At 40.0% G+C, this 578-nt stretch carries 1 protein-coding gene; it reads left to right on the top strand.

The features are described from left to right. Positions 1–102 precede the first annotated feature (102 nt). Positions 103–578 (top strand): NAD-dependent epimerase/dehydratase family protein (locus ACRCJ0_RS18710; RefSeq protein WP_431391701.1); only part of this gene is annotated, 476 nt, incomplete at its 3' end.

The following is a 578-nucleotide window of genomic DNA, read 5'->3' as shown; positions in this document are numbered from 1 at the left end:
GTTATCTTTTGACTTTTTCTGAGAGGTTTCATAAAGTTAGAGAAAAGTAATTCATGTGAATAACTGCGATGTTTGTTCTATTAAAAACAAGGAGGTTACACCATGGACAAGATTATGATCACCGGCGCAAGCGGTAACATAGGCAAAGTCTTAGTAAACCATCTTAAAAAGAGTTACGAGTTGACTTTGGTGGATATCAATTTCTATGACGTTAGACCGGAGCTTTTGAAAGGCACTATCGTCAAAGAGCTCGACTTGACCGTTAGCGAAAATTGGGAGGGTCTATTAGAAGGAATCGACTATGTTATCCACTTAGCGGGTAATCCTTCCCCCAATGCTTCGTTTGATGATTCATTGATTGAAATGAATTACAAGATGCCTTACTATTTATTCAAAGAAGCCTCAAAGAACGAGAACTTCGTTAAGCGGATTATCTTTGCAAGCTCTATTCATGCTGTAAATGCCTATCCGAAAAATGTGCAAGTGTCTGTCGATGATCCAGTCCGGCCAGGAGATCTGTACGGTGTCTCAAAAGTCTACCAAGAAAGCCTTGCCAGCTATTTCGCCTTTATAGAAGG

This window comes from Aerococcus sp. L_32, from assembly GCF_050689315.1.
This window is presented reverse-complemented; position numbering and strand designations above follow the sequence as displayed.